Origin of the sequence: Yoonia sp. R2331 (assembly GCF_041103235.1) — a bacterium.
GTDB lineage: Bacteria > Pseudomonadota > Alphaproteobacteria > Rhodobacterales > Rhodobacteraceae > CANMYO01.
This window is the reverse complement of record NZ_JBGCUN010000001.1, coordinates 1,536,602-1,557,367: the sequence shown is the minus strand read 5'-3', so window position 1 is coordinate 1,557,367 and position 20,766 is coordinate 1,536,602. Positions and strand designations below refer to the sequence as shown.

At 61.2% G+C, this 20,766-nt stretch carries 17 protein-coding genes; 8 read left to right on the top strand and 9 right to left on the bottom strand.

What is annotated here, in order from left to right; all coding sequences use genetic code 11:
* Positions 1-22: 22 nt before the first annotated feature.
* Positions 23-2,410 (bottom strand): GcvT family protein, encoded by a 2,388-nt coding sequence (locus AB3Y40_RS08050; protein WP_369438276.1) that lies wholly within the window; start codon positions 2,408-2,410, stop codon positions 23-25.
* Positions 2,411-2,553: 143 nt separating this feature from the next.
* Here AB3Y40_RS08050 and AB3Y40_RS08045 point away from each other — a divergent pair, with 143 nt between their 5' ends.
* Together AB3Y40_RS08045 and AB3Y40_RS08040 are read left to right on the top strand one after the other, a co-directional pair.
* Positions 2,554-3,123: a YceI family protein gene (locus AB3Y40_RS08045; protein WP_369438275.1), complete on the top strand. Its 570-nt coding sequence runs from the start codon at positions 2,554-2,556 to the stop codon at positions 3,121-3,123.
* Between the two features lie 93 nt (positions 3,124-3,216).
* Entirely contained in the window at positions 3,217-5,622 is a 2,406-nt protein-coding gene (locus AB3Y40_RS08040) for a GcvT family protein (protein WP_369438274.1), read from the top strand.
* A gap of 22 nt (positions 5,623-5,644) precedes the next feature.
* On the opposite strand, the gene AB3Y40_RS08035 is transcribed toward AB3Y40_RS08040, so the two are convergent.
* Positions 5,645-6,199 (bottom strand): lipid-binding SYLF domain-containing protein, encoded by a 555-nt coding sequence (locus AB3Y40_RS08035; protein WP_369438273.1) that lies wholly within the window; start codon positions 6,197-6,199, stop codon positions 5,645-5,647.
* A gap of 167 nt (positions 6,200-6,366) precedes the next feature.
* Here AB3Y40_RS08035 and AB3Y40_RS08030 point away from each other — a divergent pair, with 167 nt between their 5' ends.
* Positions 6,367-7,509, top strand: a complete 1,143-nt coding sequence (locus tag AB3Y40_RS08030; protein WP_369438272.1) for a lytic murein transglycosylase — start codon at positions 6,367-6,369, stop codon at positions 7,507-7,509.
* Here the strand turns inward: AB3Y40_RS08030 and AB3Y40_RS08025 are convergent.
* Together AB3Y40_RS08025 and AB3Y40_RS08020 are read right to left on the bottom strand one after the other, a co-directional pair.
* On the bottom strand, positions 7,506-8,114 hold the full coding sequence (locus tag AB3Y40_RS08025) for a VPLPA-CTERM sorting domain-containing protein (RefSeq protein ID WP_369438271.1): 609 nt from the start codon (positions 8,112-8,114) through the stop codon (positions 7,506-7,508). The two genes, AB3Y40_RS08030 and AB3Y40_RS08025, sit on opposite strands and share 4 nt — an antisense overlap.
* A 59-nt stretch (positions 8,115-8,173) precedes the next feature.
* Positions 8,174-9,061: a LysR family transcriptional regulator gene (locus AB3Y40_RS08020; protein WP_369438270.1), complete on the bottom strand. Its 888-nt coding sequence runs from the start codon at positions 9,059-9,061 to the stop codon at positions 8,174-8,176.
* Positions 9,062-9,144: 83 nt separating this feature from the next.
* On the opposite strand from AB3Y40_RS08020, the gene AB3Y40_RS08015 reads away from it, so the two are divergent.
* On the top strand, positions 9,145-9,510 hold the full coding sequence (locus AB3Y40_RS08015) for a DUF1330 domain-containing protein (protein WP_369438269.1): 366 nt from the start codon (positions 9,145-9,147) through the stop codon (positions 9,508-9,510).
* 119 nt (positions 9,511-9,629) lie between these two features.
* Here the strand turns inward: AB3Y40_RS08015 and hemB are convergent, their stop codons facing one another.
* Positions 9,630-10,628, bottom strand: a complete 999-nt coding sequence (gene hemB, locus AB3Y40_RS08010; protein WP_369438268.1) for a porphobilinogen synthase — start codon at positions 10,626-10,628, stop codon at positions 9,630-9,632.
* Between the two features lie 121 nt (positions 10,629-10,749).
* On the opposite strand from hemB, the gene AB3Y40_RS08005 reads away from it, so the two are divergent.
* The 3 genes from AB3Y40_RS08005 to AB3Y40_RS07995 all read left to right on the top strand — a co-directional run bounded on the left by AB3Y40_RS08005 (position 10,750) and on the right by AB3Y40_RS07995 (position 15,820).
* On the top strand, positions 10,750-11,274 hold the full coding sequence (locus AB3Y40_RS08005; RefSeq protein WP_369438267.1) for a component of SufBCD complex: 525 nt from the start codon (positions 10,750-10,752) through the stop codon (positions 11,272-11,274).
* Between the two features lie 35 nt (positions 11,275-11,309).
* Complete coding sequence (gene mfd / locus AB3Y40_RS08000) at positions 11,310-14,753, top strand: transcription-repair coupling factor (protein WP_369438266.1); 3,444 nt, start codon at positions 11,310-11,312, stop codon at positions 14,751-14,753.
* 131 nt (positions 14,754-14,884) lie between these two features.
* Positions 14,885-15,820: a homocysteine S-methyltransferase family protein gene (locus tag AB3Y40_RS07995; RefSeq protein WP_369438265.1), complete on the top strand. Its 936-nt coding sequence runs from the start codon at positions 14,885-14,887 to the stop codon at positions 15,818-15,820.
* A gap of 74 nt (positions 15,821-15,894) precedes the next feature.
* Here AB3Y40_RS07995 and AB3Y40_RS07990 read toward each other — a convergent pair whose 3' ends face one another.
* From AB3Y40_RS07990 to AB3Y40_RS07980, 3 genes are read right to left on the bottom strand one after another with little or no spacing between them, the layout of a single operon-like run.
* The gene (locus AB3Y40_RS07990; RefSeq protein ID WP_369438264.1) at positions 15,895-17,103 is read right to left on the bottom strand and encodes a multidrug effflux MFS transporter; all 1,209 of its coding nucleotides are present in this window, start codon (positions 17,101-17,103) and stop codon (positions 15,895-15,897) included.
* Positions 17,100-17,744 (bottom strand): DsbA family oxidoreductase, encoded by a 645-nt coding sequence (locus AB3Y40_RS07985; RefSeq protein WP_369438263.1) that lies wholly within the window; start codon positions 17,742-17,744, stop codon positions 17,100-17,102. Before AB3Y40_RS07985 ends, AB3Y40_RS07990 begins: the two co-directional genes overlap by 4 nt.
* Positions 17,731-19,197: a class I adenylate-forming enzyme family protein gene (locus AB3Y40_RS07980; protein ID WP_459553972.1), complete on the bottom strand. Its 1,467-nt coding sequence runs from the start codon at positions 19,195-19,197 to the stop codon at positions 17,731-17,733. The genes AB3Y40_RS07985 and AB3Y40_RS07980 overlap by 14 nt, the downstream gene beginning before the upstream one ends.
* 65 nt (positions 19,198-19,262) lie before the next feature.
* On the opposite strand from AB3Y40_RS07980, the gene AB3Y40_RS07975 reads away from it, so the two are divergent.
* On the top strand, positions 19,263-19,886 hold the full coding sequence (locus AB3Y40_RS07975) for a helix-turn-helix domain-containing protein (RefSeq protein WP_369438262.1): 624 nt from the start codon (positions 19,263-19,265) through the stop codon (positions 19,884-19,886).
* Here the strand turns inward: AB3Y40_RS07975 and AB3Y40_RS07970 are convergent.
* Positions 19,883-20,536 (bottom strand): aquaporin, encoded by a 654-nt coding sequence (locus AB3Y40_RS07970; protein ID WP_369438261.1) that lies wholly within the window; start codon positions 20,534-20,536, stop codon positions 19,883-19,885. The genes AB3Y40_RS07975 and AB3Y40_RS07970 overlap by 4 nt on opposite strands.
* Between the last annotated feature and the right edge of the window lie 230 nt (positions 20,537-20,766).

Genomic DNA, 20,766 nt, shown 5'->3' with positions numbered 1-20,766 from the left:
TATTTGCATTCAAAAGAAAGACTTAAGTTGTGTTGATCAGATGATCGGTGATCAGTTTGGCGGGGCGCAGGTCGCCGAGGATTTCGATTTCGACCGCAAGACCCGGTTTTGCCAGCGCGCGCGGGATCAGGGCCATGGCGATGGATTTGCCCGCGTAGTGCGAGTAGCCGCCGGAGGTGCAGAAGCCTTGCACCTTGCCGTCGATGAAGACCGGTTCGTAGGCGGTGACGTCGGTATCGGTGGCATCAACTTCGAAGGTGGCGAGGATGCGGGTAGGGGGTGTGGCGCGCGCGGCCTCTGCTGCGGCACGGCCGATGAAGTCTGTGTTTTTGGACCACTGTATGAAACGGTCCATGCCGGTTTCGGCTGCGGTATAGTCGGGCGAAAATTCGGCCAGCCACGAGCCGAAGAAACGGTCGAGCCGCAGGGACATCATGGCGCGCATGCCGAATGGCGTGATGTCGTAGGGCGCGCCGGCAGCCATCAGCACGGTCCAGAGACGGCGTTGATCCATCGGGTCGCAGTAGATTTCATAGCCCAGATCGCCGGTGTAGCTGACGCGCTGGATGATGCAGTCGATGCTGTTCAGCGTGATCATGGCAACATCGAGGAAGTTGAGGTCCGGGGTGTTGGGATCGGCGGCTTTGAGCACATCGGTGGCGCGGGGGCCTGCGATCTGAAAGCCGGTCATTTGGTCAGAGACGTTGCGGACGCTGACGCCATCGGTGGCGTGACGGTCAAACCAGCGTTGGTGGATGGTCTGGTAGCCGTAGGATGCGGTCAGTTGGAACCATTCTTCGGTCAAGCAGGAGATGGTGAAATCCCCCAAGAGCTTGCCCTTGGGCGAGAGCATTGGGGTCAAGGTCATCCGCCCCGGTTTTGGGACGCGGCCCGCCATGATGCGGTCGAGCCAGGCGCGGGCCTGCGGGCCTGTGACCTCGAATTTGCCGAAGTTCTGAAGCTCGTTGATGCCGACGCTGCCCCGCACGGCGGCAACCTCTCGCCCGGTGGCGGCAAAGGCGTTGGAGCGGCGGAAGGATGGGGCTTCGAAGGTGGGTTCATCGCCGGTAGCAAAATAGTTCGGCACTTCGAGCCCGAATTGGTGGCCCCAGACTGCGCCAAGGTCCGAGAAGATATCGTACATGGGTGTGGTGCGGTGCGGGCGCGCGGCGGGCAGTTCTTCATTCGGGTACGACACCGAGAACCGACGCTGGTAGTTTTCGATCACCTTGGGGCGGGTGTAACCAGAGGTGATCCAGGGACCAAAGCGGCCCACGTCCATGGCAGTGACGTCGCGTTCGCATTCACCTTCGATCATCCATTGGGCGAGCATCAGCCCGACGCCACCACCCTGGCTGAATCCGGCCATGACACCACAGGCGGACCAATAGTTGCGAAGCCCCGGCACCGGGCCGACCAGCGGGTTGCCATCAGGGGCAAAGGTGAAGGGGCCGTGGATCACCGATTTGACGCCAGCGGTTTCCAGCACCGGGAAGCGTTTGTAGGCAAAGGCGATGCTGTCTTCGATCTTGTCGAAATCATCAGGCAGCAGTTCATGGCCGAAGTCCCATGGCGTGCCGTTCACGGCCCAGGGGCGGCAGGGTTGTTCATAGAATCCGATGCAGAGGCCGCGGCCCTCTTGCCGCAGATAGCTTTCACCGGCGGGGTCCATCACATGGGGGTGCTCGCTGTCGCGTTCGAAAATCTCGGGCAGATCGTCAGTGACGAGGTACTGGTGCTCCATCGGGTGCAAAGGCGCATAGGTGCCCGCCATGGCCGCAACCTCGCGCGCCCAGAGACCCGCGGCATTGACCACGTGTTCGGCGTGGATGGCGCCCTTGTCCGTCACCACGTCCCATGTGCCATCAGGGCGGGGATTGGTTTCGATCACCTTGCAGTGGGTTTCGATGGTGGCCCCGCCCATGCGGGCGGCGCGTGCATAGGCGTGGGTGGTGCCGGAGGGATCAAGGTGACCGTCGAGTGGGTCATAAAGCGCGCCGATGATGCCGTCGGTGTTGGTGATCGGGGCGATTTTCGCGATCTCTTCGGGACCGACGATCTCGGTCTCGAGCCCCATGTAGCGGTGCTTGGCCCGTTCGGCGACAAGCATGTCAAAGCGGTCTTTGTTGTCGGCCAGCGTCACGCCGCCGACGTGGTGCAGGCCGCAGGACATGCCGGTGATTTCTTCCAGCTCGCGATAGAGCTTGATCGTGTAGCCCTGCAAGGCCGCCATGTTGGTGTCGCCGTTGAGCGTATGAAAGCCGCCTGCGGCGTGCCAAGTCGACCCTGACGTGAGCTCTGACCGTTCGAGCAGCATGACGTCGGACCAGCCGAGTTTGGTCAGGTGATAGAGGACAGAGCAACCGACAACGCCGCCCCCGATGACGACAACGCGGGAAGTGGTTTTCATGGGAGGGCCGTCCTTTGCGATTCTGATTTGGGGCCAGAGTGGCAAACTGAACGCAGAGCGGATAGCCGGAGGCGACATTTTTGGTCGCTTCTATCACCGAGAATTGGTTTGGGCCGATGCGGTGCCCCGTGCAAGGCTGTGGCATGATGATCAGGTGGATAAGTGCAGCGGTCTTTGCGGTTTGGGCCATCGGTGCGGGGGCCGCACCCGAACGCTATGTGCTGGATGCGCGCGGATCGACGATTGGCTTTGCGTTCAGTCTTGAAGGCGCGCCGGTGACGGGCAAGGTGCCCGTCGCTGCGGCCCATGTGGTGGTGGATTTTGACAATCTGGCAGCCAGTCAGGTCACTGCACAGTTTGATATAACACGGTCGGATGCGGGCAACGTCTTTATGACCGAGGCGATGCTGTCGGCGTCGGTGTTGAACGCGAGCGCGCATCCCCAGGCGGTGTTTCGGTCGCGGCGCGTGGTGCCAGTGGGTGCGGGCGCACGGTTGGAGGGGGATTTGACCTTGCGCGGAGTGACCCGACCTGTGGTGCTGGATGGTCAGATTTTTCGCAAGCGCGGCAGTGATCCGGGCGATCTTGACAATCTGGTGCTGATCTTCACTGGGGCTGTCAGCCGGGCAGAATTTGGGGCCACGGGGTTCCAAAGAGTGGTGGCTGACAGGGTCGAGTTGGAGATTATTGCGGCGATCCGGCGGGCCGAGTGACTTGTTGCAATGCGACATTAGGTGTCGCCTTGAGGCAAAAGAATCGCGCAGGTGCAGGGCAGTGTTGTCGTGACCCAGGAAAAGGACCCAGTCATGCGCACCCATGCCCAAGCTGTTGTGATCGGGGGCGGCGTGATTGGCTGTTCGATCCTTTACCACCTGTGCAAGGCAGGTTGGACCGATGTGGTGTTGCTGGAGCGGGATGAGCTGACATCAGGGTCCACGTGGCATGCGGCGGCAAATATTCACGGGTTGCATGACAGCACAAATATCAGCCGCATTCAGCACTATACGATGAACCTGTACAACGCGCTGGAGGAGGAGACCGGGCAAAGTTGCGGGGTGTTTCAGCCCGGCAGCCTCTACTTGGCGCAGACAGAGGCGCGCGAGCATCAGTTGCGATTGCAAGCGGCCAAGGCAAAGTTCTATGGGATGAATTTCCACGAGGTCAGTCGGGATGAGGCCGAGAGGTTGCATCCGATGGTCAATTTCGATGGCATTCGCTGCATCATGTTTGAACCGGATGGCGGCAATGTCGATCCCAGCGGGGTGACCAATGCCTATGCGGTTGGCGCGCGCAAGATGGGGGCAGAGATCATTCGATTCTGCCCGGTGACGGGGACCGAGCAGCAGCGCGATGGGTCGTGGATCGTGCGGACCCCAAAGGGGGATATCAAGACGCAATGGGTGGTGAACGCCGCGGGCCTCTGGGGGCGCGAGGTGGCCGCATTGGCGGGCATTACGCTGCCATTGCAACCGACAGAGCACCAGTATTTCGTGACCGAGACCATCGCCGAGATCGCTGCGATGGATCGGCGTCTGCCGTCTGTCGCGGATCGCGACGGCGAATACTACCTGCGGCAAGAGGGGCAGGGGCTGTTGATCGGGGCCTATGAGAAGGACCTGAAGTATTGGGCCGAAGATGGCACACCGCTGGATTTTGCGCATGACCTGTTTCCGGACGATCTTGAGCGGATCGAGGACAACATGATGCGCGCGATTGATCGCGTGCCGGCGGTCGGCTTGGCGGGTATCAAACGGGTGATCAACGGGCCGATGATCTGGTCGCCTGATAGCAATGTGCTGTTTGGCCCGCACCCGGATATGCAGAACTACTTTTGTTGCAACGGGATTATTCCGGGGTTCAGTCAGTCAGGCGGCATGGGGTTGATGGCGGCGGATTGGATGACCACCGGCGAAAGCCGCTATGACATGTTCGCCTGGGACGTGGCGCGGTTTGGGGATTGGGCCGATGCGGCCTTTACCAAGGCGCGGGTGGGTGACCAGTACGGACACCGCTTTGCCATCCATTTCCCCGGAGAGGAACGCGCGGCGGGCCGTCCGGTGCGGGTCCGTCCGATTTATGAGATGCAACGCGAGAAGGGGGCGGTGTTTGGGCTGAACTATGGCTGGGAACATGCGGCCTACTTTGACGCCAACGTGCCCGACAGTGCAGGCTTTGACCGCCAGCCGTGGTTTGACAGCGTCGGTCGTGAGGCGCGGATGCTGCGTGATGCGGTGGGTGTCATCGATATCTCGAACTTTGCGAAATACAGGGTTGCGGGGCCGGGGGCCGAGGACTGGCTGAATGCGGTGTTCGCCAACCGGATGCCACATGAGGTGGGCCGGTCTTGCCTGACGCCGTTGATTGGGGTGAATGGCGGGATCGCGGGGGATTTCACCGTCACGCGGATGGCAGAAGATGAATTCTGGATTATCGGATCGGGGATGGCCGAACGCTATCACCAACGGTTCTGGAAGATGGTGCCACTGCCCGACGGCACGACGTTTGAAAGCCGGACAGAGGCGATGTGCGGGTTCAACATCGCTGGACCTTTGTCGCGTAAGGCGCTGCAAACGCTTACGAATACGTCGCTGGAGACCCCCGACTTCGGGTTCATGCGCTCTGCCTGGCTGGAGATCGGGGGCGCGCGTTGCCTGGCGTTGCGGGTGTCGTTCACCGGTGATCTGGGCTGGGAAATTCATTGCGCCGAGGCGGATCAAGCTGTGGTCTATACAGCACTTCTTGGGGCCGCCGCGCAGCATGATGGAGGCCCGGTGGGCAGCCGTGCACTGATGGCGCTGCGGGTTGAGAAGGGCTATGGCTCTTGGGGGCGGGAATATTCGCCGGAGTATTGGCCACAGGAGGTTGGGCTGGATCGGCTGATCAAGCTGGAGAAGGAATTTCTTCATAAAGACAGCTACCTGCGCGTCAAAGATCATGCACCGCGCGAGGTATTGTCGTTGATCCATGTGCAGGATGTGACCACGGCGGACGCCACTGGCGGCGAGCCAGTGTTCTTGGCCGATGGCACACCGGTGGGGCGTGTCACCTCTGGCGCATATGGCTATAGTGTGGGCATGTCACTCGCGCTGGGGTATCTGAAAGACGTGCAGCCGGGTGATGCGGTCGACGTGATGATCCTTGGCCAGCCGCACCGGGGCGTGGTGCTGGCTGAACCTCCGTTTGATCCCAAAGGCGCACGGTTGCGGGCCTAACGCCGCACAGGTCGCCGCAAAGCTACGGAATGATCCGCGTGTATTTGGTGCCTTCAAGCGTGGCGCCAAGTTGCAGGCCGGTTTGGGCAAAGACCACGGCGATCACAGGCGCAAGTGACGTGGTGGTGTCGGCGCGCAGCATCTCACCCTGATCGTTGATCGCATATGTTACATCAGCGCCTGCGGCCCAGCCGGGGCCAGAGCGGAAATCAGCAAGGCTTTCCTGCGTCATGAAGAACAGCACATGGCTGTATTGTTGCGCACCGATTTGCAGGCCGGCAGAGCCGGAAGCGGCAGAATAGTAGTCGACCGTGGAGTCGCCGATTTGCAAAGCGCCGGTGCCAAAAGAGCCACCGAGGCCGAGGCCCACTTCTGTCACCAGCGGCATTGCAAGGATACCTGCGGACTTCGACGCCAGATCACGGGTGCCGGGGTATTTGGAATACATGAAGTTCAGGGTGGAGCTCACCCGCGCGTCGATAGTTGCGGCACCATTTGTGCCGATGCCATTGTTACATGCCGCCAGCGGCAATGCTGCCGCACCAAGCACAAAGCTGCGCCGAGAAAAATCTGTCATGGGTCTGCCCTATATACTGCCGTTTGCGGGGCTTATGTTGCCCCTTTGCGCATTACTATAGGGGTTTGGGCGAATCCTGTCACGCGCGAAGATATACGGACGGCGGGCAAGGGCCGATGCACAGTTTGCGCGTTGCGGTGGCTGCCTAGCCTGAGTAGCCTTATGGCATGATTTGGACCAGACGACATATGATGGGTGCGCTTGGCACCTTGTTGATTGCGGCCTGTGGCGGGACCACCCCACAAGTGAGCCGCGCGCAGGCGCAAGGCCTGCCGGCTGACCTGCAACCTGTTGCAAACGCAGGCTTTGACGCCTGGGTTTCAGGTTTTCGCGGGCGCGCGCGGGGGGCAGGCATATCTGACGCTACGCTGAACGCCGCCTTTGCTGGTGCGGGATATTTGCCAGGTGTGGTGACCCGAGATCGTTCGCAAATCCAGACCCGCCGCACGCTGGAAGAATATCTGTCGATCGCCACATCAGACGAGCGGCTGGCCAAGGGGCGCGCGGCCTTTGCCCGGCATCAGGGCGCGCTGCGGGCGATTGAAGCGCAGTATGGTGTGGATGCATATATCGTCGCGGCAATCTGGGGGTTAGAGAGCCAGTTTGGCGAGAAGCGCGGGCAAATTCCGGTGGTCTCTGCCACCGCGACGTTGGCCTTTGACGGGCGACGCGGATCGTTCTGGGAAAGCCAGTTGATTGCGGCGCTTCGGATTTTGCAGCGTGGTGACACGACAGCGGACCGGATGGTTGGCAGCTGGGCCGGGGCGATGGGGCACACGCAGTTTATTCCCACGTCTTATCAGGCCTTTGCGGTGGATTTCACCGGCGACGGGCGGCGCGATATCTGGGGATCTGATCCAAGTGATGCGCTGGCCTCGACGGCGAGCTATCTGGCGCGCAATGGCTGGCGGTCGGGTTTGAAATGGGGCGCTGAGGCGGGGACCGGCGGACCCGCCGGGCGCACGATCCGGCCACAGGCAGGCGGTGTGGCCTTTACGGTGACGCGCAATTTCAATGTGCTGAAGACCTACAACAACTCTGACCTTTACGCCTTGGGCGTTGGGCATTTGGCGGACCGGCTGGCCGGGGGCGGGCCGTTGCGCGGCAGCTTCCCGCCTGATGCCAACGGGCTGACCAAGGCGGACCGGCTGGCGATCCAGCAGGGGTTGACCGCGCAGGGCTATGACGTGGGCACCGTCGACGGGGTGATCGGGACCAAGACCGAGGCGGCGATCCGTGACTTCCAAAGCCGTCGCGGCGTCGCGGTCACCGGACAGGCGACACGCGACGTGCTGGAATTGTTGCGTTAGGTCCGGCGGAGCAGACGCAGCCCACCAAAGCCCGCCAGAAGCAGCAGGGCACTTGCAGGCAGTGGCACGGGGGCCGGTGCGGGTGAGAAGGCCAGATTGTCGAGCCCCGCGCCCGGATTTGGGGCGATGTCGATCAGGATCTGGTCAAACAGGCTGCTGGTGAAGCCATAGACGTTGCTGGTGCTGGTGTCGGTGACCACGCTGAAGCTTTCGATCACGGTGCCGCCCAAGAGGGCGGTGAAGGTGGTGTCCTTGTTGCCGGTGCGAAAGTGGAACAGCGCATCGGTGACAGCGGCGTCAAAGTAGATCGAGAACGGATCGACGTATTCAACCTGACCCTGGTCATTGAACTTGAAGTTAGTCAGATGACCGCCGGTCATGTTGGATTTGCCATCCAGAAACGAACCCATGAAGAGGTTGGGATCGAAGCGGACGCCGAAATCGGATTGGTATTCGGTCGAGACGTCGTCGCCATCCGCGACGCGGCCATCGTTGAAATCAAGCAGCACATCCAGATCGGCGATGCCACTGTTGGCCTGTGAGACCGGTGCGGCCTGTGCGGCGGTGCCCAACAGGACAGCCGCGATTGTCAGAAACGTTTTCATCATTACCCCCTAAAAACTGTTGTCGACGCTAGAGACACGGGGCGGGAAGGGATAGAGTTTCAACGCGATTGTGATGGAGGCCCCGGTGGCGGCGGCGCGGTCTGAAACTGATCCCAGGACCGGCGCAGGTGCCGCATGGTGGCGCGGATCCGGTGCAGGTTGCGTTGTTCGGGCAGGCAGAGCAGCCAGTAAAAGAACGGCGTGCCCACATCAACGACACCCATTTCGTGCAGACGGTGATCAGCGCGGCCCAGACGACAGGGCAAGACGCCCGCGCCGATGCCAGCGGCAATCGCTTCGCGCATGGCGGTATAGCCGTCGATGGACAGAACAACTTGCGCGTCAGGCATCAGCGCGCGGACCCAGTCGGGCGGTTCTGGCCTGCCGGGATGGGTGATGTAGGCCTGTGTGGGGGCGGAAAGATCAGCGGCGGCATAAAGGCCAAAGGCAACCGCCCCAAGCTTGACGGCGTGCAGGTCCGCAGGGGCGCTGGGGCTGATGCGCAGGGCGATGTCCGCCTCGAACCGGGCGAGCGCGCTGATCTGGTCGCGGGCCGAGGTTTCCAGCAGGATATCGGGGTGGTCGGCGACAAAGCTGCGCTGCCATTGTGCGAGCGTCATGACGAATTGTTCGGGCACTGTGACGCGAACCTTGCCTGCGCTGTGCTGGGCGGCATGGGCCTGTGGATCAAGCGCCCGAAGCTCTTGTTCGGCCCGTTCAGCGGCTGCAAAGAGCGCGCGGCCGTGGTGGGTCAGTTGAAAGCTGCCATCGGTGCGGTCGAACAGTGCACGGTTCAGCCGGGCTTCCAACGCGTCGATCCGACGGGCGACGGTCGTGCGGTCAGCCCCAAGCGCTGCACCGGCCGCGCTGAGCGTGGTGTGGCGACCAAGTGCGAGGAAGAACGGAACCTCTGACCATGATAGGTTGGGGTGTGCAATTTTGCCCATTGGTGTGCTGAGACTCGCATTTTCGTGACGTTTTGCACGGTATAGGTCTGGGTCCATCAACGCAAACATGGAAAGGACATGACATGAAATCTTTGCTGATCGCACTTGCTGCTGCCGCCACAATCCCGGTGATGGTGAAGGCCGAACCGGCCTATCTGATCGCGCAGATCGGGGTAGAGAATTGGGACGCCTACATGGGCGGATATGGGGCCGCCGCGGCACCCACCGTGTTCGAATATGGTGGCAGGGTACTGACTGCCAGCATGGACGCGATGCCGCTGGAAGGTGACTGGGCGGGCAATTGGACCGTGGTGATCGAGTTTGAAAGCATGGACAAGGCGCAGGCCTGGTATGCCGATGCCGATTATGTGGCGGCGCGTCCGCTGCGCCACGAGACCACAAGCGTCAACAATCTGGTCTTTGCACCAGGCTTCGTGCCGCCGCAATAAGGGCTGATACGAGGGACAGGGCGGGGCGCTTTAGCGCCCCGTTGCCGTATTGAGAAGGTGACTAGTCGAGCGCGTGATCGGGGTGGGGATCCACGAAAATCAATCGTATCTGCATGACGCTACTCCTGCAGCAAGCGCGCCGCTGCGGGGGCGAAGTAAGTCAGCACGCCATCGCACCCGGCGCGTTTGAAGCACAAAAGGCTTTCCAGCATGACCTTGTCATGATCCAGCCAGCCGTTTTGCGCGGCGGCCTGGATCATCGCGTATTCGCCAGAGACCTGATAGGCGTAGGTGGGCACGCCAAAGCTGTCTTTCACGCGGCGGCAGATGTCGAGATAGGGCATCCCCGGTTTGACCATGACCATGTCGGCCCCTTCCATCAGGTCGCGTTCGACAAGGCGCAGCGCCTCATCCGAATTGCCGGGGTCCATCTGGTAGGTGTTTTTGTCACCGGTGAGGGCTGCGGATGCGCCAACGGCGTCACGGAACGGGCCATAGAAGCTGGAGGCGTATTTCGCGGTGTAGCTGAGGATGGTGACGCGCTGGTGGCCTTCGGATTCGAGTGCTGCGCGGATCGCGCCGATGCGGCCGTCCATCATGTCAGAGGGGCCAAGAATGTCGGCCCCGGCCTCGGCCTGTGCCAGCGCCATCTTAACCAGTGCGTCGACCGTGCGGTCATTCACGATCTCGCCGTTTTCAACAAAGCCGTCGTGGCCGTTGATGTTGTAGGGATCAAGCGCGATGTCGGTCATGATGGCGATGTCCGGCACCGCGTCCTTGATCGCGCGGATCGCCTGGTTCGAGATATTATCAGGTGACCATGCCAATGCGCAGTCTTCGGTCCGCGCTTCCATCCCGGTGTAGGGAAAGATGCAGATTGCCGGGATGCCAAGGGCCTGCGCTTCGCGTGCGGCGGCCACGGCGCGGTCCACGGTCTTGCGCGTCACACCGGGCATGGAGGCGACCGGCGTTTCATCATCCGTTCCGTCCATCACGAAAATCGGCCAGATCAGGTCATCCACCGTCAGTGTATTTTGCCGGGCCAGACGGCGCAGTTCTGGGCTTTGCCGCATCCGGCGCAGGCGGGTCGAGGGGAAGGGGGCAACGGTCGGTTTCATGATGCGGGCCTTTCTGGTCACACCTGATTGGTTGCATGTCCACGGAGGCTTCACAAGTCTGGGCATTTGCGGGTCCGGGGTCTAGGTTCCGGCCAACTGCAAGCTGCCCTAAGAGACATTCGTGGACTGGAGCCAGGCCCTTTTCCAACTGATCGACATCTCGTCGTTCTCTTCCCTGTGGTATTGGATCATGCTGGCCGTGGTCTGGTCGTCGGTCAGTCATTGGGTGCTTGGTGTGCCCTATGACCTGATTTCGCGCGCCAAGCGGTCTGGCGGACAGGCGGAGTTGGACTTGACCGATCTGGTGCGGATCAACGTCAACCGGATGCTGGGCATTGCCCGGACTGCGGGTCTGATCCTTATTGCGTTCCTGTCCTTCGCGCTGACCTCACTGGCGGTTCTGGGGTTCTGGTACCGGATCGAGTTGGCACAGGCGATTTTCCTGATCGCCTTGCCGCTGTCGGTTGTCGGCGCGGTCAGCCTGTCGACCAGCCGCCTGATTGCCGCCACCGAACCTGAGGGTGATGCGCTTTATGCAGCGTTGAACCGGCACCGGTTGTGGACCCAGATCATCGGTATGATCGCGATCTTTGTGACGGCCATGTACGGCATGTATCAGAACCTTGATGCGGTGCGTTCGCTCTGACTTGACACCAGCAAGGCGCAGGGTAGGTCAGCCGCATGTCCCAATCAGATCACATCACCGTTGCAGGCGCGCCCGAGGGGTATGACGCGCAGTTGATCTTGGCCGAGCTAGCGCGGGCCGATGGTCCGGTGTGCCATGTCGCGCGCGATGACAAGCGGTTGGCGGCAATGCAGGCCGCATTGACGTTCTTTGCACCCGACATGCCGGTGATCGTGTTTCCGGGCTGGGATTGTTTGCCATATGACCGGGTGTCGCCGAATGCGGATGTGAGTGCGGCGCGGATGGCGACGCTGGCGGGGCTGGTACACGGCATGCCCAAGCAGTTCGTGTTGCTGACAACACTGAATGCCGCGACCCAACGGGTTCCCCCGCGCGATCTGCTACGCGAAGCGGCCTTTACCGCGCGTGTTGGCGACCGGATCGACGAAGACGCACTACGCGGTTTTCTGGTGCGCATGGGGTTCACCCAAAGCCCCACGGTGATGGAGGCGGGTGACTATGCGATCCGTGGCGGGATCATCGACATCTTCCCGCCCGGACAGGATGGACCCATCCGGCTGGATCTGTTTGGTGATGTGCTGGATGGGGCGCGGCGGTTTGATCCTGCCACGCAGCGAACGACCGAGAAGCTAAACGAGATTGAGCTGGCACCGGTCAGCGAGGTTATTCTGGACGAGGCGGCGATCACCCGGTTCCGGCAGAATTACCGGATTGAGTTTGGTGCGGCAGGCACCGATGACCCGCTGTATGAAGCGGTCAGCGCGGGGCGCAAGCACGCGGGCGTCGAACATTGGCTGGGGTTCTTTGCCGAAAAGCTGGAGACGCTGTTTGACTATCTGCCCGGTGTCACCGTCACGCTGGACGATCAGGTGGGGCCGATGCGGATCGCGCGGTGGGACAACATTGCGGATCAATATGGCACGCGGGTGCACGCGCTGAACCAGAAGGGCCGCGTGGATACGGTTTACAAGCCTGCACCGCCGGAGCTTTTGTATCTGGATGAGGCGGCCTGGGATGCGGCAGTCGCCACGACCCGCGTGATGCAGTTTGCCCCTAACCCCCAAGCCACCGGGCCGGGGGTTATTGATGCAGGCGGGCGCGTCGGGCGCAATTTTTCCGTGGAACGTCAGCGCGAAGAACTCAGCCTTTTCGGGGCCTTGGCGGACCACGTGAAGGCAAAGATGGCTGATGGTCCGGTGCTGATCGCGTCCTATTCCGAAGGCGCGCGCGAGCGTTTGACTGGGTTGATTGAGGATGAGGGCATCGCCGAGGTGATCCCGGTCAGTGATTGGGGCCGGGTTGGCAAAACTGGTGTGCATCTGGCGGTTTGGGCGCTGGATGCGGGGTTCGAGGCCCCCGGCATCACGGTGATTTCCGAACAGGATGTGCTCGGCGACCGGTTGATCCGCCAGACCAAGCGTAAGCGGCGGGCGGAGAATTTCCTGACCGAGGCGAACAGCCTGTCACCCGGCGATCTGGTGGTTCACGTGGATCACGGTGTCGGCCGGTTCAAAGGGTTGGAGGTGGTCACGGCATTAGGGGCCGCGCATGAATGCCTGCTGCTGGAATATGCCGAAAGTTCAAAGCTTTATCTGCCGGTCTATAATATCGAGCTCTTGTCGAAATACGGCCATGACGAAGGGCTGTTGGACAAGCTGGGCGGTGGTGCATGGCAGGCCAAGAAAGCCAAGCTGAAGGAACGGATCCGGCAGATCGCAGAGCGGTTGATCCGGGTCGCTGCCGAACGTGCGCTGCGCACAGCGCCGGTCCTCACGCCAACAGATGGGCTGTGGGATCAGTTCCTCGCGCGCTTCCCCTATGCGGAGACCGAAGACCAGTTGCAGGCCATTGAAGACGTGTTGGAAGACTTGGAATCGGGGCGTCCGATGGACCGGCTGATCTGTGGCGATGTCGGCTTTGGCAAGACCGAGGTGGCAATCCGGGCGGCGTTTATCGCAGCGCTTTCGGGCGTGCAGGTTGCGGTGATTGCCCCAACAACGCTGCTGGCAAGGCAGCACTACCAAAGCTTTGCAGAGCGGTTCCGGGGGTTTCCGGTCAATGTCCGACCGCTGTCACGGTTTGTCAGCGCCAAGGATGCGGCCCTCACGCGCGACGGGATCACCAAGGGCACGGTGGATATTGTGGTGGGCACCCATGCGTTGCTGGCGAAATCGGTGCGGTTCAAGAACCTTGGCCTGTTGGTGATTGACGAAGAACAGAAGTTTGGCGTGCAGCATAAAGAGCGGCTGAAATCCCTGCGCACGGATGTGCATGTGCTGACGCTGACGGCGACACCGATTCCGCGGACGCTGCAGTTGTCGCTGTCAGGGGTGCGGGATCTGTCGATCATTGGCACGCCGCCGGTGGACCGGTTGGCGATCCGCACTTACGTCAGCGAGTTTGACACGATCACCATCCGCGAGGCGCTGTTGCGCGAGCATTATCGCGGCGGGCAGTCGTTCCTTGTGGTGCCGCGGATTGCGGATATGCCCGAGATGGAAGACTGGCTGAAACGCGAGGTGCCAGAGGTGTCGTTTGTCACCGCCACGGGCCAGATGGCGGCGGGAGAGCTGGATGACCGGATGAACGCCTTTTACGACGGCAAGTTCGACGTGTTGCTGGCGACCACAATTGTGGAATCCGGGCTGGATATTCCGACAGCGAACACGATGGTGGTCTGGCGGTCGGATATGTTCGGTCTCGCACAGCTTTATCAGATCAGGGGCCGTGTGGGCCGGTCGAAGACCCGCGCCTATGCCTATCTGACGACTAAGCCGCGCCAGAAGCTGACTGATACGGCGCAGAAACGGCTGCGGGTGCTGGGGTCGATTGATAGTCTGGGCGCGGGGTTCACGCTGGCGTCGCAGGATCTGGACATTCGCGGCGCGGGGAACCTGTTGGGAGAAGAACAGTCCGGCCAGATGCGCGAGGTCGGCTACGAACTTTATCAGCAGATGTTGGAAGACCAAATTGCCGCGATCCGGTCTGGTGCGGCAGAAGGCATTGTCGATGACGGTCAATGGGCACCGCAGATCAATCTGGGCGTGCCGGTGCTGATCCCCGAGGACTACGTGCCTGATCTGGACGTGCGGCTGGGGCTTTATCGGCGGTTGTCGGATTTGACCACGAAGGTCGAGCTGGAGGGCTTTGCTGCTGAATTGATCGACCGCTTTGGCAAGCTGCCGCGCGAGGTGAACACGCTGATGCTGGTGGTGCGGATCAAGGCGATGTGCAAGCGCGCAGGAATTAGCCATTTGGATGCGGGGCCAAAGGGGGCGACAATCCGGTTCCACAACGACAAATTCGCAAGCCCCAAGGGGTTGGTCGACTTCATCAACGATCAGCGCGGGTTGGCGAAGGTGAAGGACAACAAGATCGTGGTGCGCCGTGACTGGGCAAAAGAGCGTGACAAGATCCAGGGCGCCTTTGGAATTGCACGTGATCTGGCGGCGAAGCTGAAAGAGGCGAAGGCGGGGTAAGGCAGCTGTGCGGACAAAGTGAGCTTTCGCTGCGTTTGCGCCAATGGCCGGTTTCGTTAGGGTCGCATCAGTGACACGACACTCACCCGTTGTTATGGTCGAAGGGTAATGCAAGCGACTGGCCCAAAAAGATGACACTTTATCGGGACTCATTTCCTCCCAGCAATGCCGACTTATTCTTGGCCTATGTCGGGATGGAAACCGACTTAATGTTCAATCAGGGCGTCGATTTGCCCGGCTTTGCTTCATACCCGCTTCTGAAAACTACGGAGGGTAGAGAGCTTCTCAAAGGATATATGAAAGACCTGATCGCTCTGGGCAAAGAATCGCATGCTGGTGTAATTCTTGAAAGCCCGACATGGGTCGCCAATCGAGACCGCGGGTCTGCAATTGGGTACGATTTCCCCGAACTCAAGCAGCTTAATCTAGATGCTATCGCCATGATGGCGGCAGTTCGCTCAGAAAGCGATCATGCTCCGACGATCATCAGTGCGAATATCGGACCGCGCGACGATGCGTACGCACCGGAAACGCAAATGAACGCTGATGAGGCGGAAATCTATCATTCGGAGCAAGTATCTGTTCTGGCAGACACAGATCTGGATGTGATCAGCGGATACACCTTGGCGTACCCATCTGAGGCGGTTGGCATCGTCAGGGCGGCCCGCAGGTTCGAGCTTCCGGTTGTCATTTCTTTCACTGTGGAAACAGACGGGCGGTTGCCGACCGGCGCGTCACTGGAGGGCGCTATATCAGAGGTCGAAGTTGCGACTGACAGCTATGCAGCCTACTACATGATCAACTGCGCGCATCCTCAGCATTTCTCGAGAGTCCTCGAAGACGCACCGTGGATGCAACGTGTAGGAGGTATCATTGCCAATGCGTCTCGCTGCAGCCATGCAGAACTGGACGAAGCCGAAGAACTGGATGACGGCAATCCGACCGAGTTGGGTGAGCAGCTGTCCGATATCAGGCGGCGCTTTCCTCAAATTCGGGTTTTGGGAGGGTGTTGCGGCACCGACATGCGCCACATGAAGCAGATCGTGAATGCCGCCCGGACACCTTAAGCCGACATTCGCCACATCGCAGAAACTTGTTAGGTTTGGGCTCAAACCAGACATTCATTGTTGCTGTTGATATCCTATTCTTCGCCCGGGCGTTTGATGCGGGTGGTGAGCCAGAATGCGAGCACAGCGCAGATCAGTACCCCGATCCCAATGGGGACGGGGGTTCCGTCGAAGGCAAGGCCAATGGGGGCTGCGATGATAACAGCGCCGACCGTTGAGATGGCGGCGATCAGAGAGGCGGCCATGCCGGCGATATGGGGCAGGGGTTCCATCGCCAGCGCATTGAGATTGCCGATGGTCAGGCCCGCCTGATAGAAGCCAGTGGTGACCCAGATCACGTAGATGCCAAAGGTCAGCCAGTAGGGGCCGCCCATCAGCGTGATGGTGATCATGGCGATGCTGACGGCAATCTGGACCATGAACATCGCGCGGATGATGGCGCGCATGCCCAAGCGCACGACAAGCCGCGCGTTCAGAAGGCTACCGGTCGCGGCGACAACGGCGATGCCGCCGAACCAGAAATGAAACACATCGCCCTGATCAAAGGTCACATCAAAGACCTGTTGGGTTGAGGACAGGCCCGTAAACAGCATCCCAAAGGTCAGGGTCTGAATGATGATCGACAGGCGGGTTGTGGGGTGGGTCAACACCTCGCGTGCGGCGGACAGCAGGGCCGTCACGTTCAGCGGGCGGCGGGTTTCTGGTGTTGATGTCTCTGGCTGGCGGATCAGGAGCCACGTGACGGTCACAACGGAAAACGTTACAAAGGACAAGAAGATCGCCCGCCAGCCGAGGCCTTCGATGATGAAATGACCCATGGTCGGAGCAAGCGCCGGGACCAGCGAGAAGACCACCATCACAAAGGACAGGATACGGGCCATGTTTGGCCCGGCATAAAGATCGCGGATCATGGCCATCGTTGCGACACGCGGGCCTGCGGCCCCGATGCCTTGCAGGACACGGGCTGCCAGCATCACCTCGAGACTTTGTGCGGCCCATGCCAGAAGGGCCGAGGCACAATAAAGAAGTGCGCCGCCGACGAGCACCGGCTTGCGGCCAAAGGTGTCAGCCAATGGCCCGGTGACAAAGGTGCCGAGCCCCATGCCCAGCACAAAGCTGGTGATGATCAGCTGCGCGCGGTTGGCATCACCGGGCGAAAGCTCTGCCGCGATTTCGGGCAGTGCGGGCAGCATGGCATCTATCGAAAAGGCCACTGTCGCGGCCAGCATCGCCATCAGGGCGATAAATTCGGTTTGGTGCAGGCGTTTGGTGGGTGCGTTCACTCTGCCGCGTCCAGTTGTTTCTGAATGTCCGCGATGACCTGCACCCACATTTCGGGCGGCTGCGCACCGGGGACGGCGTGTTGTTGGGCCACGACAAAGGTCGGGACAGAATTGACGCCCATTTCGCGGCTGTGGGCATCACGCTTGCGGATGTCATCAAGATCAGCATCCGTGGACAGCAGGCGGGTGACGGTGGCGGCGTCCATCTCGGCGGTGTCGGCGATGTCGGCCAAAACCTCGTGATCACCAATGTCGCGGCCTTCGACAAAGTAGGCTTTGAACAACAAGTCGACCACGAAAATCTGGCGCTGTTCGATCCCGGCCCAGTGGATCAGACGGTGAGCATCAAGCGTGTTGGGGGTTTTCTTGATGGCCTCAAAGTTGATCAGCGCACCGGCATTGGCGGCGTGTTCGACCACGGGGGCATAGGCCTTGACCGCACCTTCTTTGCCACCGAACTTGCCTTCGAGATAGGCGCGGCGGTCCATGCCGCCGGCGGGCATGTCAGGGTTGAGCTGGAACGGGTGCCATTCGATCACAAAGGGGTGGTCGGGCACCTGGGCCAAGGCCTTATCAAGGTTGGTCTTGCCGATGTAGCACCACGGACAGATCGGGTCAGAGATAATATCAAGTTTGACCATGTTCGGCTTCCCATGTTTCGCGCAACACGTGGCGCAGAAGTTTGTTGTTGGTCCCGCGGGGCAGGCTGTCGACCCGGCAGAAGACGCGGGGAATCTTATAGGCCGCGAGATGCGCGCTGGCATATGCGGTCAGATCATCCTCATCTAACAGGTTGTCGGCGACATAAAAGGCCGCAATGAGCGAAAGGTCTGTGCGCAGGCGCACTTCGGCGGCTGCAACCTCTGTGATGGCGGGGTGGTGGGTCAGGGCCTCTTCAACCTCGATCGGGCTGACGCGGGTGCCGCCGGCGTTCATCATGTCGTCGGCGCGACCGGCATAGGCAATGGCGCCGTCCGGGGTTTCATGGCCGATGTCGCCGGTGAGGAACCAGTCGCCGTCGAATTTCGCCGCCGTTTCAGCAGGGTGGTTGAGGTAGCCGAGCATCAGGCCGGGGTCGGATCGGTGGACGGCGATAATCTGGCTGTCGGGCATCAATTGGACGCGGCGTCCCGGTTGCGGATAGCCAAGTGTGCCGAAGGGGGCGGGGCGATTTGGGCCGCCAGAGATGAAGGTCGAACATTCCGACATGCCATAAGCCTCGTGCAGGGGCGTGGCTGTCGCCACCTGCCAGCGCTGGCGGAGCGTTTCAGAGAGCTTTTCACCCGCAGAAAGCCCGTGCCGGAGCCGGGGCATCGGTGGCATGTCACCGCGGAGGATCCGGCGGTAGACACCGGGTGCGGCGGCGAAGATGGTGGCGTCGTGTTGTGCCAGAAGCGCGGGCAGGGCGGCGGCATCGGTGCCGGGTGCCGGGATCAGGGCCGTGGCCCCGATCGACCAGGGGTCCATCAACCCGGTGCCAAGCGTATAGGTCCAGTTGAACGCGCCTGCGTGTAGGAGCCGGTCATCGGCGCGCAGCCCGTACCAGCCATCCCACATCATGCGACGGGCCAGAATGGCGCGGTGCGCGTGCACAACGGCGCGCGGCTGACCGGAGGTGCCAGAGGTGTAAATGATATAGGCAGGGCGCTCTGGGTCACCCAGATCCGGCTTGGCGAGGGTCGAGCCGGGCGCGACCTGGTGCAGGTTCTGGACTTGCAAGCGCGGGATATCCTGATCGGGCAGCGATATGCCCGCGCTGTGGACCACAAGGGCAGGTGCTGTGTCTGCGGCGATACGCGTCACCTCTGGCGTGGTCAGTTGCGAGGAGGTCGGAATTGGGATCAGCCCCGCGTAGATGCAGGCCAGATAGAGGATCGGAAAATCAGGTGTATTGCCCAGACGCATCAGCACGCGGTTGTGCCCCGGTGACAGGCCGTGATCCAAAAGGGTCTGTGCGGTTGCGCGCACGGCGCGGTCCAAATCGCTGTAGCGAAGCGTCAGCGGGTCCGGGCCAAGCACCTCAAGCGCGGGATGATCGGCGCGGGCCTTGGCCTGCGACAAAACATAGGCTGCCATGGTGAACGGGGTGCGCATGAGCTATCGCTATGTCGGCTGCAGCGCGGTTGCAAGGTGGGGGCTTTGCCGGGTATGTGACCCATATGGCTGAGACTGACCCAAAATCCCTGATCCGCGTGGCCCGCAACAATGGCGACAGCGCCACCGCAGCACCGGTTGATCTGGGTGCGCGGGTGCGTGCGCTGCGCAAGGAGCGCGACTGGACGTTGGAACAGGCCGCCAAGCAGGCAGGTCTTGCACGCTCGACGCTGTCCAAAATCGAGAACGGGCAAATGTCGCCCACCTATGATGCGCTCAAGAAACTGGCCGAGGGATTGGCGATTTCGATCCCTCAGTTGTTCACGCCGCCGTCGAAAGAGCAGGTGAACGGGCGCATGGTGATGACGCAGCGCGATGATCCGGTGCGGCATGTGACAACCACCTATGAGCATGACCTGCTGGCCGAAGCGCTGACACAGAAGAAAATGCTGCCCTATCGCGCGCGGATCAGAGCGCGGAAGATGGACGATTTCGACGGCTGGGTCCGCCACGACGGCGAAGAGTTTCTGTATGTGCTGACCGGGACGATCCGGCTTTACACGGAGTTCTATGAACCGGTTGAGATGGGGCGCGGTGACAGCGCCTATTACGACGCCACGATGGGGCACAACGTGGTGTCGGTCAGCCCCGAGGATGCGACGATCCTGTGGGTGACGGCGCTGGTCTAGTCGCGCGGGAAGAGTTTCGGCAGGACCAGGGCCGCGACGCCGAGGCCCACCACTTGCATCACGATGAATAGGGGCGCGTCGGCGGGATTGATCCCGGCAAAGGTATCCGAGAAGGTGCGCGCAATGGTCACTGCGGGGTTCGCAAAGCTTGTGGACGAGGTGAACCAATAGGCCCCTGTGATATAGAGTGCGACGAGGGTCGGCACCGCCTCTGGCCGGGATTTCAGCCCACCGAAGATCACGAAAAGCAGGCCGAAGGTGGCAAAAACCTCTGACGTCCATTGGCCGGGACCGGTACGGGCGGTGGTTGAAAATTGCACGACCGAGAGGTCGAACATCACATGGGTCAGCCAGACGCCCATGATGCCGCCTGCGATTTGCGAGGCGATGAAAGATGCGGCGGTTGTTGCGTCAATCTCGCGCCGGATCAAAAACACCAGCGTGACCACCGGATTGAAATGCGCGCCCGAGACGGGGCCAAGGGTTGTGATGATGACATAGAGGATGCAGCCTGTGGCAATGGCATTGGCCAGCAGTGCGATGGCGGTGTTGCCGTCTGACAGGTTCGCACCCATGATGCCCGAGCCCACCACACCAATCAGCAGCAGGGCTGTGCCAAGCCATTCAGCTAGAAGCTTTTGTGCCATCAATCCGGTCCTGTGGTCATCAATGCTTGCGACAGGGCATCGCCCTGCCGGAGGGTGACGTCAAGAGCCAGATAGCGCCGCACCGTAGTGGTGAGCCGGTCAGAGGTGGTTTGGGCGGACGTGATTGGGCCAACGCTGATGGGGGCAAGATCGCTGGGCGGAGGATGGAACGGGCTGCGTGACCGGTGCGGCGGACGAGGCTGTTCATGGGCTGCGGGGTAGAGCGGTATTGT

Coding starts and splice junctions, on each gene's coding strand:
- AB3Y40_RS07985 (WP_369438263.1), bottom strand. CDS start 17,744: ATGGTCAAACTTGATATTATCTCTGACCCGATCTGTCCGTGGTGCTAC.
- AB3Y40_RS08040 (WP_369438274.1), top strand. CDS start 3,217: ATGCGCACCCATGCCCAAGCTGTTGTGATCGGGGGCGGCGTGATTGGC.
- mfd (WP_369438266.1), top strand. CDS start 11,310: ATGTCCCAATCAGATCACATCACCGTTGCAGGCGCGCCCGAGGGGTAT.
- AB3Y40_RS08050 (WP_369438276.1), bottom strand. CDS start 2,410: ATGAAAACCACTTCCCGCGTTGTCGTCATCGGGGGCGGCGTTGTCGGT.
- hemB (WP_369438268.1), bottom strand. CDS start 10,628: ATGAAACCGACCGTTGCCCCCTTCCCCTCGACCCGCCTGCGCCGGATG.
- AB3Y40_RS08020 (WP_369438270.1), bottom strand. CDS start 9,061: ATGGGCAAAATTGCACACCCCAACCTATCATGGTCAGAGGTTCCGTTC.
- AB3Y40_RS08035 (WP_369438273.1), bottom strand. CDS start 6,199: ATGACAGATTTTTCTCGGCGCAGCTTTGTGCTTGGTGCGGCAGCATTG.
- AB3Y40_RS08030 (WP_369438272.1), top strand. CDS start 6,367: ATGATTTGGACCAGACGACATATGATGGGTGCGCTTGGCACCTTGTTG.
- AB3Y40_RS08025 (WP_369438271.1), bottom strand. CDS start 8,114: ATGAAAACGTTTCTGACAATCGCGGCTGTCCTGTTGGGCACCGCCGCA.
- AB3Y40_RS08015 (WP_369438269.1), top strand. CDS start 9,145: ATGAAATCTTTGCTGATCGCACTTGCTGCTGCCGCCACAATCCCGGTG.
- AB3Y40_RS07975 (WP_369438262.1), top strand. CDS start 19,263: ATGGCTGAGACTGACCCAAAATCCCTGATCCGCGTGGCCCGCAACAAT.
- AB3Y40_RS07995 (WP_369438265.1), top strand. CDS start 14,885: ATGACACTTTATCGGGACTCATTTCCTCCCAGCAATGCCGACTTATTC.
- AB3Y40_RS07980 (WP_459553972.1), bottom strand. CDS start 19,197: ATGCGCACCCCGTTCACCATGGCAGCCTATGTTTTGTCGCAGGCCAAG.
- AB3Y40_RS08045 (WP_369438275.1), top strand. CDS start 2,554: ATGATGATCAGGTGGATAAGTGCAGCGGTCTTTGCGGTTTGGGCCATC.